The 9,070-nt window shown below is 67.5% G+C and carries 9 protein-coding genes; 4 read left to right on the top strand and 5 right to left on the bottom strand.

Going from position 1 to position 9,070, the window contains the following annotated elements; translation table 11 throughout:
• Positions 1–78: 78 nt before the first annotated feature.
• The 4 genes from VIR09_RS11665 to VIR09_RS11650 form a co-directional block, all read right to left on the bottom strand.
• A complete protein-coding gene (locus VIR09_RS11665) occupies positions 79–1,245 on the bottom strand; it encodes an acetyl-CoA acetyltransferase (protein WP_332013020.1) in 1,167 nt (388 codons plus the stop codon).
• Positions 1,242–1,616: a Zn-ribbon domain-containing OB-fold protein gene (locus tag VIR09_RS11660; protein WP_332013019.1), complete on the bottom strand. Its 375-nt coding sequence runs from the start codon at positions 1,614–1,616 to the stop codon at positions 1,242–1,244. Before VIR09_RS11660 ends, VIR09_RS11665 begins: the two co-directional genes overlap by 4 nt.
• Complete coding sequence (locus VIR09_RS11655) at positions 1,609–2,571, bottom strand: tripartite tricarboxylate transporter substrate binding protein (protein WP_332013018.1); 963 nt, start codon at positions 2,569–2,571, stop codon at positions 1,609–1,611. Before VIR09_RS11655 ends, VIR09_RS11660 begins: the two co-directional genes overlap by 8 nt.
• A gap of 152 nt (positions 2,572–2,723) precedes the next feature.
• The gene (locus VIR09_RS11650; RefSeq protein WP_332013017.1) at positions 2,724–3,653 is read right to left on the bottom strand and encodes a LysR family transcriptional regulator; all 930 of its coding nucleotides are present in this window, start codon (positions 3,651–3,653) and stop codon (positions 2,724–2,726) included.
• A gap of 151 nt (positions 3,654–3,804) precedes the next feature.
• Here VIR09_RS11650 and VIR09_RS11645 point away from each other — a divergent pair, with 151 nt between their 5' ends.
• The 4 genes from VIR09_RS11645 to VIR09_RS11630 all read left to right on the top strand — a co-directional run bounded on the left by VIR09_RS11645 (position 3,805) and on the right by VIR09_RS11630 (position 7,793).
• Positions 3,805–4,599 carry an enoyl-CoA hydratase gene (locus VIR09_RS11645; RefSeq protein WP_332013016.1) on the top strand — a complete coding sequence of 265 codons (795 nt, stop codon included), beginning with the start codon at positions 3,805–3,807 and terminating at the stop codon, positions 4,597–4,599.
• On the top strand, positions 4,599–5,735 hold the full coding sequence (locus VIR09_RS11640; protein ID WP_332013015.1) for a CoA transferase: 1,137 nt from the start codon (positions 4,599–4,601) through the stop codon (positions 5,733–5,735). Before VIR09_RS11645 ends, VIR09_RS11640 begins: the two co-directional genes overlap by 1 nt.
• A gap of 39 nt (positions 5,736–5,774) precedes the next feature.
• Positions 5,775–6,686, top strand: a complete 912-nt coding sequence (locus tag VIR09_RS11635) for a LysR family transcriptional regulator (protein WP_332013014.1) — start codon at positions 5,775–5,777, stop codon at positions 6,684–6,686.
• 114 nt (positions 6,687–6,800) lie between these two features.
• The gene (locus VIR09_RS11630; protein WP_332013013.1) at positions 6,801–7,793 is read left to right on the top strand and encodes a tripartite tricarboxylate transporter substrate binding protein; all 993 of its coding nucleotides are present in this window, start codon (positions 6,801–6,803) and stop codon (positions 7,791–7,793) included.
• Positions 7,794–8,165: 372 nt separating this feature from the next.
• On the opposite strand, the gene VIR09_RS11625 is transcribed toward VIR09_RS11630, so the two are convergent.
• A partial coding sequence (locus VIR09_RS11625; RefSeq protein ID WP_332013011.1) for an acetyl-CoA C-acyltransferase occupies positions 8,166–9,070 on the bottom strand: 905 nt, incomplete at its 5' end.

Below are 9,070 nucleotides of genomic sequence, written 5' to 3'. Positions count from 1 at the left end.
CACGGCCGCGGCGCGGCCGATGCCGTTGGCCGCGCCGGTGACGACCACTACTTTGCCTTCCAGCATGTCGAATCTCCTTCAGTCCATCCAATTGGTCAGCACGGTCGTCGCTTGGGCGCTCAGCACCCCGCCGTTGCCGTGCACGAGCGCGGTGCGCGCATTCTTGACTTGCCGTTCGTCGCATTCACCGCGCAGTTGGCGTACGGCTTCCACCAGGCCGAACATGCTGTACATGCCGGGGTGCACGCAGGACAACCCGCCGCCGTTGGTGTTCACCGGCAGCTCGCCGCCGGGGGCGATGCGCCCGCCGGACACGAAGGCGCCGCCTTCGCCCTTGGCGCAGAATCCCATGTCCTCCAGGAACAGGATGGGATTGATGGTGAAGGCGTCGTAGAGCTGCACCAGGTCGATGTCTGCCAGCGCCACGCCGGCCCGCTCGCGCGCCAGGTCGGCGCTTTGCCCGGCCACGGTGCGGGTCAGGTCGGCCATGCAGGCGATCTGGCGATGCGAGTGCGCCATGGCCGTGCCTTGCACGTACACGGGCCGGGCGGCATCGGCGCGTTCGGCGGCCGTGACCACGATGGCGCCTGCGCCGTCGGTCACCAGGCAGCAGTCGCGCGCGGTCAGCGGCGAGGAAATCACGCGCGCGGCCAGCACGTCGGCGATGGACAGCGGCTCGCGCTTGTAGGCTTCCGGATTCAGCCGCGCCCAGGCGCGCGCGGCCACCGCGACTTCGGCGAGCTGCTCGCGGGTGGTGCCGTATTCATGCATGTGGCGGCGGGTCGCCAGCGCGTAGCTGGTGGGTGGATTGAAGGGCTGGAACGGTTCCTCGTAGGGAAACGGATCCAGCCGGGCGCGGGCGCCGGAGGTCGCCGAGACGCCATTGCCGCCGCGCGGGGCGGCGCCGTAGGCGATCACGATGTTGCGGCACAGGCCGGCCTGGATCGCCGCCGCGGCGATCAGCAGGTGGCCGACAAAGGACGCGCCGCCGATCTGGGTGCTGTCCATGAAGCGCGGGTACAGGCCCAGGTACTCGGAAAGCTTGTTCAGCCACATCGACGAAGACAGGCTGGCGCTCATCAGGCCGTCGATGTCTTCCATGCGCAGGCCGGCGTCGCGCACCGCCTCATGCACCGCCAGCGAGGTGATTTCCAGGTCGTTCAGCCCGCCCGCATCGCCTATGCCTGCGGTGGCGCAGCCGGTGATGGCGATGGCGCCGCGCAGACTCTTGTTCCAGTCCGTCATGGCGCCTCCCGTCCGAACACCACGCGGGCGCGCTGCGGGTCGGGCCGGGCCGTCAGCCGCATGCCGATGCGCGGCTCGCCTTCGTCCAATAGCGTGGACATCATGCGGAATCCCTCGTCCATGTCGGCCAGGATGACGTTGCGCGCGGGCGCCTGCGGCGTGGCGGGGATTTCCGAATAGGAATAGAGCGTGGCGCCGGCCCGCATGGGCCGCCAGGCGTATTCCTGCGAACGGCAGTGAGTGCAGTGCGTGCGCGGGAAGAAGAACGAGAGCCCGCAGCTGCGGCACACCTGGACCTCCAGGCGTCCCGCGCGCAGCGCCTCGGCAAAATAGGCTTCCGGCGACAGCGAGCCGATGCGGACCTCACTCATCCTTGACCCCGGCCTGGGTGATGACGGCCTGCCACTTGTCCATTTCGTCGCTGACGAACTTCTGGTATTGGGCGAGATCCATATCGCCGGGCTCGGAGCCGGTGGAGCGGATGTACTCTTGCGTGGCCGGCTGCATCACCGACTTGCGGATTTCGCTGTTCAGCGTTTGCACGATGTCGGCGGGCGTGCCGGCCGGAGCGTAGACGCCCACCCAGGTGCTCAGGTCGAAGCCCTTGTAGCCCAGTTCGTTGAGCGTGGGCACGTCGGGATAGCGCGACTGGCGCTGGGCCGAGGCGATGGCCAGGGGCACGATCTTGCCGGCTTGCAGGTAGGCGTTGGCGGTGACCGACTCGGCCATGCCGACGGGAACCTGTCCCGACACCAGATCCGTCATGGCCGGACCCGCGCCGCGATAGGACACGTGCATCAGCGGCAGTCCGCTTTGCGCGCGCAGCAGTTCGCCGACGATGTGGGGCGCGCCGCCAGCGCCGGCCGTGCCGTAGGGCACGGAGGGCTGCTTCTGCGCATAGCTCTTGAAGTCCGCGAAAGTCTTGATGCCCAGGTTGGCGTTGACCAGCAGGAAGTTCGGGCTGACGGCCAGCAGCGCCACCGGGGCGAAATCCTTGCGGGCGTTGTACGGCAGCTTTTTCAGCACGGGGTTGATCACATGGCTGGTCGCGCCCACCAGGATGGTGTAGCCGTCCGGCTTCTGCCGCGACACGTACTCGGTGGCGATCTGGCCGGTGGCGCCCGGCTTGTTCTCGACCACGAAGGGCTTGCCCAGGCGGGTCTGCAGATCGGCCGCGATGCGCCGCGTCAGGATGTCGGTCATGCCGCCGGGGGCATAGGCCACCACCAGGGTGACGGGCTTGGCCGGATAGGTGTCGGCGGCGGCGATGGCGGGAAGGACGGCCAGCAGCGTCAGCAGCTGCTTCAGGCCAGGCTTGAGTGTCATGTTGGAGGTCTCCTCGTGCTGCGGGCTGGTTTTGCCCTGCTTGGTTATGGCGTCGAGGGGACCCTCCGGATAGCGCGTGGGGTGGGGCCTCGACGCACTAATGATGGAAGCGGGCCATCATGCAAACAATTGATTAATTATCATGAAGGCATTCAAGAAAGAGATGAATCGCCGGCGGCGGGCTGTCCCTGTTCAGCCAGATGCGCTTCGAAGGCGGCGAGAAATGCGGCAGCGGCGCGCGATAGGCGGTAGTCGGCCCGGCGCAGCACGGACAGCTCGTGCAAGGCCTGGGGCCGGTCGGCGATGCACAGCGCCTTCAGCCCCATTTCCTGGCAGACATTGCGCACGTAGCCCGGCATGACGGTAATGCCCATGCCGCCGCGGATCATGGCGAAGGCCGTGGTCAGGCTGCCGGTCTGGGCCACGCTGCGCACCGTCAGTCCCTGGCCCTGCAGGATCTGGTCCATCTTGCGGCGCACGGTGTAGGTGCCGCGCAGCAGGATGTGCGGGTAGCGGGCCAGCTCGCGCCAGCGCGCCTGTTCGTGCTGTGTCAAGGGGTGGCCGGCCGGCACCACGGCATACATGGGGCCGCGATAGACGACGCGGCAGTCCAGTCTGGGGTCCTGGCTTTCCATCGCCACCAGCCCCAGGTCGGCCCTGCCGTGCAGGACGTGTTCGGTGGCCTCGTCGCCGGTGAGTTCATGCAGGTCGAAGACGATATTGGGATGCCGCGCATGGAACTGCGCCACCACCGGCGCGATCAGCGTGTGCATCATGATGGGCGAGGCCGCGATGGAAACCTCGCCGCGCTCCAGCCCGGCCAGGCTGCTCAGGCTGCGTTCGGCCGCGCGCAGCGAACCGAAGGTTTCCTGCGCGTAGGCATACAGTTCGGCGGCGCCTTCCAGCAGGTCGACGCCGCGCGCCGAGCGCTCGAACAGCGCCATGCCTATCGTCTTCTCCAGTTCGGAGCAGAGCTTGCTGACGGTGGACTGCGTCAGGTTGAGCGCCTCGGCGGCGCGGGTGAAGTTCTTCAGCTCGTACACGGCGCAGAAAGCCCGGAGCTGGCGCAGCGTGATACCCATGGTGAGACTCCCGCAAGAGGCGGCTATCGTACCCAAGCCATCCGCGTTTATGTATTTATTCCATTCAAGACTTATTTCATGAAAATTACTCGTTTGTTGTGATGAAACCGTACCCTTAGCATCGATGGCCATAACCCTAGCTGGAGTTCCCATGACTGCGCCTATCCCTGCTTTCGCCCATGCCCTCGTGACCCGTGACGAGCGCGGCGTCTATACCCTGCAGATCCACGACGCCAAGAGCCTGAACATCCTGGCCTCGGCGGTCACGTTGAGCCTGACCGAGGCCGCCCGCTGGATCGCGACCCAGGCCGACGCCCGCGCGGTCGTCATCCGCGGTTCGGGCGAACGCGCCTTCGTGGGCGGCGCCAACATCTATGAAATGGCGGAACTCGATCCCCAGGGCGCGCGTGAATTCATCACCCGGCTGCGCGACCTGTGCGATGCGGTGGCCGCGATTCCGGTGCCCACCATCGCCCGCATTCCGGGCTTCTGCCTGGGCGCTGGCATGGAGCTGGCCGCGGCCTGCGATATCCGCCTGGGATCGAAGGACGCGGTCTTCGGCATGCCCGAGGTGCGCGTGGGTATCCCGTCCGTGATCCACGCCGTGCTGCTGCCGGCCATCATCGGCCCCGGCCCCACCAACTGGCTGCTGTTGACCGGCGAGACGGTGGATGCGGTGCAGGCGCAGCAGTGGGGCTTCCTGGAATTCGTCAGCGAAACCGGCGCGCTCGACGCGCTGGTTGAACACACGGTGGCGCCCATCGCCGAAAGCGGTCCGATCGCCGTGCGTTCGCAAAAAGCCCTGCTGCAATACTGGAGCGAGTCCACCGTGGAAGCCGGCCTGGACCGCAGCGTGGCCGCGTTCGGCGAGGCCTTCACCACCGACGAGCCGCGCCGCTACATGGCCCCCTTCGTCAACCGCAAGAAGCAGCAGGAGGCCAAGTAATGGCTGGCCCGCTCGCGGGCGTGCGCGTCATCGACATGACCTCGGTGGCCATGGGGCCGTACGGCACGCAGATCCTGGCCGACATGGGGGCCGAAGTGATCAAGGTCGAGGCGCCCGAAGGCGATGTGTTCCGTACCTCGGCCCCGGCGGTGAGCCCGGGCATGGGGCCGGCCTACCTGAACCTCAACCGCAACAAGTACAGCGTGACGCTGGATGCGAAGACGCCGGCCGACCGCGATAGCCTGCTGCACCTGATCGACGGCGCCGACGTATTCGTGTCCAACGTGCGTCCGGCGGCCCTGGCGCGCCTGGGCCTGGACGCGGACACGCTGCGCGCGCGCAATCCGCGCCTGATCCATTGCTCGGCGGTGGGCTTTGGCCAGGACGGCCCCTACGCCGCGCGTCCGGCTTTCGACGACATCATCCAGGCGATGAGTGGAATGGCAGACCTGCAAGGCCGCAACAGCGGCGCGCCGGCCTACGTCAACACCATCATCGCCGACAAGGTGGCGGGGCTGACGCTGGCGTACGCGATTCCCATGGCTTTGTACGAGCGTGAGCGTTCGGGCCAGGGGCAGGCGGTCGAAGTCCCCATGTTCGAAACCCTGGTCTCCTTCACCCTGGTCGAGCACATGAGCGGGCACAGCTTCGTGCCGCCGCTGGGACCCATGGGCTACAGCCGCGTGCTGTCGCCGCAGCGGCGTCCCTACCGCACCCGAGATGGCTACCTGGCCTTGCTGCCCTATACCGACGCGCAATGGCGGCGCTTCTTCGCCCTGGCCGAACGCGCCGATCTGGCGGCGGATGCGCGCTACGTCGACGCGGCTTCGCGCGCGAGACATTTCGACGAGCTCTACCAGGATCTGGCGGATATTGTCGCGTTGCGCGGCACCGAAGAATGGCTGGCGTTGCTGGCAGAGGCGGATATCCCGCATTCACGCGTGAATACGCCGGAATCCCTGTTCGATGACCCGCATCTGCAAGCGACCGGATTCTTCCAGCGCCTGGAGCACCCCACCGAAGGGCCGCTGATGGCCGCCGGCATACCGGTGCGCTTCTCGCGCACGCCGGGGGAAATCCACCGCCAGGCGCCGCGCCAGGACGCCGATCGCGATATGCTCGAGCCTGCGCGCTGAGGCCGGCATGGCCGGCGGCGCCTGGCGGCGACTTCGACCATGAACATCACTCTCAAGCAATTGCGCGTGTTTTGCGCGCTTTACGAACTGCGCAGTTTCACGGCGGCCGCGCGCGCGGCCTTCGTGACCCAATCGGCCGTCAGCAAGCTCTGCGCCGAACTGGAGGCCGAGGTTGGCCAGCCGCTGTTCGAGCGGTCCACCCGCAGCGTCACGCCCTGCGACGGCGCGGCGGATTTCTATGCCTATGCCCAGGAAATCCTGGGTACCGTACGCGCCGCCGAGCGCAGCATGTCGGGCCTGCGCACGCTGGAACGCGGCACCGTGGGCGTGGCGACCTCGCCTCTCATGATGGTCGGCCTGCTGGGCGAGGTGGTGGCCGACTATCACCGCGCCCATCCCAGCGTGAAGCTGGACCTGTTCGAGCTGTCCACCGACGACACCATCGAACACGTGCGCAACGGCCGCGCCGACTTCGGCATCGTCTCGGTCGAAACGCCCTCGGAAGAACTGGCCACGCGGGTCATCTACCGCGACACCATGTACGCGGTGTGCGCGCCGCGCCACGCGCTGACGCGCAAGCGTTCCGTGTCGTGGGCCGATGTGGCCGCGCATGACCACATCATGCTGCGCAACGTGTACAGCGTGCGGCGCAGCCTGGACCGCGTGGCGGCCGACCTGAACCTGGAATTCCGTTACCGCATCGAGGCCGGCATGCTGGTCTCGGCGCTGAAGCTGGTCGGCGCGGGGCTGGGGATAACCGTGGTGCCCGGCTATGCCTGTGACCTGGCGCGGCAGCTGGGCTTGCGCATCCTGGCCATCGATGGCGCCCGCAAGCACGGCCACGAGCTCTGGCTGATCCAGCGCCGCAATGCGCGGCTGTCGTTGGCGGCTTCAGCCTTTTTGCAGGCCACCGAGGACTATCTGCGCCAGCGCCAGTCTGCAGGCAATTAATCCAGGTTTGGAATAAGTCTATGAAAATTAGTCCCTTGTTGGGATAAGCGCGTCGCAAGCATCATACGGTCAGAGTTAAAGAGGCCGACCCGCGGCCCCTGACAGGAGACAAGCATGAATCGACCGTTCGGCGTCCGCCGCCGCCTGCTGGCCGCTGGCAGCCTCACCGCCCTGACTGCGCTGGCTGGCGCGCTGCCGCCCGCGGCGCTGGCTCAGGGCGCATATCCCGACAAGCCCATCACCATCGTCGTGCCGTTCTCGCCGGGCAGCGCCACCGATACCAGCGCGCGCATCATCGCCGAAAAGCTCGGCCCGCGCCTGAACGTGCCTGTCGTGATCGAGAACAAGCCCGGCGCGTCCGGCACCATCGGTTCCTCGTTCGTGGCGCGCGCCCAGCCCGACGGCTACACGCTGATCCTCACCAGCAGCTCCACGCACTCGGCCACGCCGGCGCTGTTCCGCAAGCTGCCCTTCGATCCCACCGGCGACTTTACCCACGTGGTCCGCATTGCCACCATCCCGATGATGCTGGTGGTGCGCGAGGACGCGCCCTACAAATCGCTGCAGGAACTGGTCAAGGCCACCCAGGCCAAGCCCCTGAACTACGCCTACGGCTCGCCCACCAGCCAGATCGCCGGCGCCACCTTCAACACGGTGGCGGGCGCCGCCGCCAACGGTGTGCCGTACAAGAGCCAGCCGCCGGCCGTGACCGACCTGCTGGGCGGCCACGTCGACTACCTGTTCGCCGACCTGTCCGTCGTCACGTCTTTCATGCAGGCTGGCAAGCTGCGCGGCTTGGCTTACACGGGCCATGAGCGCGCCAAGGAATTCCCCAGCGTGCCGACGCTGGCCGAGCTGGGCTACCAGAAATTCGACCTGGTCGTGTGGGTCGGCGTGGCCGTGCCGGCAAAGACGCCTGACGCCATTGTGCAGAAGCTTAACCAGGAAGTCGCCGCCATCCTGCGCGAGCCGGACGTGCTGCAGCGCTTCGAATCGCTGGGCATGCAGGTCTCGCCCAACACGGTGGCCGAACACCAGGCCTTCGCGCAGTCGCAACGCCAGGTCTGGACGCAACGCGCGATCGACGCGAAGATCGAACCGCAGTAAGCGGCGGGAAGCCGCAGGAAGCAGCAAGGGCGTCGGTGGACGCCCTTTTTTTGCTCTTTTTTTGTGGTTGTTGCTGCTGCTGCGGTTGCGCTTCGTAGGTCGCCCGTCGGCGCGGGCGGCGTGGCGGCTCGCGCCCACGATTGCGGTCCGGAGCGTTCGCTCCGGACTGCCCCGTCGTCATCTTCGTCCAGGCCTGCGGCCTTCCCTTCAGATTCCCTCGGGCGCATCGAGGTTGCGAGCCGCCACGCCGCCCGCGCCGGCGTGCGGCCTACGAAGCGACACAGCCTTCGCCTGCAAACCCGCAAACCTACGAAGAAGCCAGTTTTTTTGCCGTGCGGCGCGGGGCGGTTCCAACCCCGCGCCTTTGCGTACTCAGAAGATCTCGAACAACCCAGCCGCGCCCATGCCGCCGCCCACGCACATGGTGACGACCGCGTACTTGGCGCCGCGGCGGCGGCCCTCCAGCAGCACATGGCCAGTCAGGCGCGCGCCGGTCACGCCAAAGGGATGGCCCACCGCGATCGAACCGCCGTTGACGTTGAGCCGCTCCATCGGAATGCCCAGCCGGCGCTGGCAGTACAGCGCCTGCGAGGCGAATGCTTCGTTCAGCTCCCACAGGTCGATGTCCTCGACCTTGAGGCCGTGGCGTTCCAGCAGGCGCGGCACGGCGTAGACCGGACCTATGCCCATTTCGTCCGGCGCGCAGCCGGCCACGGCCAAGCCGCGGAAGGCGCCCAGCGGTTCCAGGTTGGCGCGTTCGGCGTCGCGGGCGTCCATCAGTACGCAGGCCGAGGCGCCGTCGGCCAGCTGCGAGGCGTTGCCGGCGGTCACGTAGCGGTCCGGGCCCATGACGGGCGCCAGGCCGGCCAGGCCTTCAGCGGTGGTGGACGCGCGGTTGCAGTTGTCGGCGTTGACGGTGACGTCTTCGCGGCGGGTCGCGCCCGTCACCTTGTCGGTGATTTCCATGGTGGCGCGCACGGAGATGATCTCGTCGGCATAGCGGCCTTCCCGCTGCGCCGCGGCGGTGAGCTGCTGGCTGCGCAAGGCAAAGGCGTCCTGGTCCTCGCGGCTGATGCCGTAGCGCTGTGCCACGATGTCGGCGGTGGCGATCATGGGCAGGTAGAGCCCGGGAATCTGATCCTGCAGCCAGCCGTCGATGCCGCTGACGCCGTCGTCGCGGGTGCGCAGCAGCGAGCAGCTTTCCACGCCGCCGGCCACGACCGGGCCGGATTGGCCCATGACCACGCGCGCCGCCGCGTCGGCAATGGCCTGCAGGC

It is taken from the genome of Achromobacter sp. (assembly GCF_036567245.1).
Lineage (GTDB): Bacteria > Pseudomonadota > Gammaproteobacteria > Burkholderiales > Burkholderiaceae_B > Achromobacter.
The sequence above is the reverse complement of the archived record's forward strand: the minus strand, read 5'-3'. Positions and strand labels throughout refer to the sequence as shown.

Bases quoted from the DNA above. Each gene is read 5' to 3' on its own strand.
- VIR09_RS11660 (WP_332013019.1), bottom strand. From the start codon at position 1,616: ATGAGTGAGGTCCGCATCGGCTCGCTGTCGCCGGAAGCCTATTTTGCC.
- VIR09_RS11665 (WP_332013020.1), bottom strand. From the start codon at position 1,245: ATGACGGACTGGAACAAGAGTCTGCGCGGCGCCATCGCCATCACCGGC.
- VIR09_RS11630 (WP_332013013.1), top strand. From the start codon at position 6,801: ATGAATCGACCGTTCGGCGTCCGCCGCCGCCTGCTGGCCGCTGGCAGC.
- VIR09_RS11650 (WP_332013017.1), bottom strand. From the start codon at position 3,653: ATGGGTATCACGCTGCGCCAGCTCCGGGCTTTCTGCGCCGTGTACGAG.
- VIR09_RS11635 (WP_332013014.1), top strand. From the start codon at position 5,775: ATGAACATCACTCTCAAGCAATTGCGCGTGTTTTGCGCGCTTTACGAA.
- VIR09_RS11655 (WP_332013018.1), bottom strand. From the start codon at position 2,571: ATGACACTCAAGCCTGGCCTGAAGCAGCTGCTGACGCTGCTGGCCGTC.
- VIR09_RS11645 (WP_332013016.1), top strand. From the start codon at position 3,805: ATGACTGCGCCTATCCCTGCTTTCGCCCATGCCCTCGTGACCCGTGAC.
- VIR09_RS11640 (WP_332013015.1), top strand. From the start codon at position 4,599: ATGGCTGGCCCGCTCGCGGGCGTGCGCGTCATCGACATGACCTCGGTG.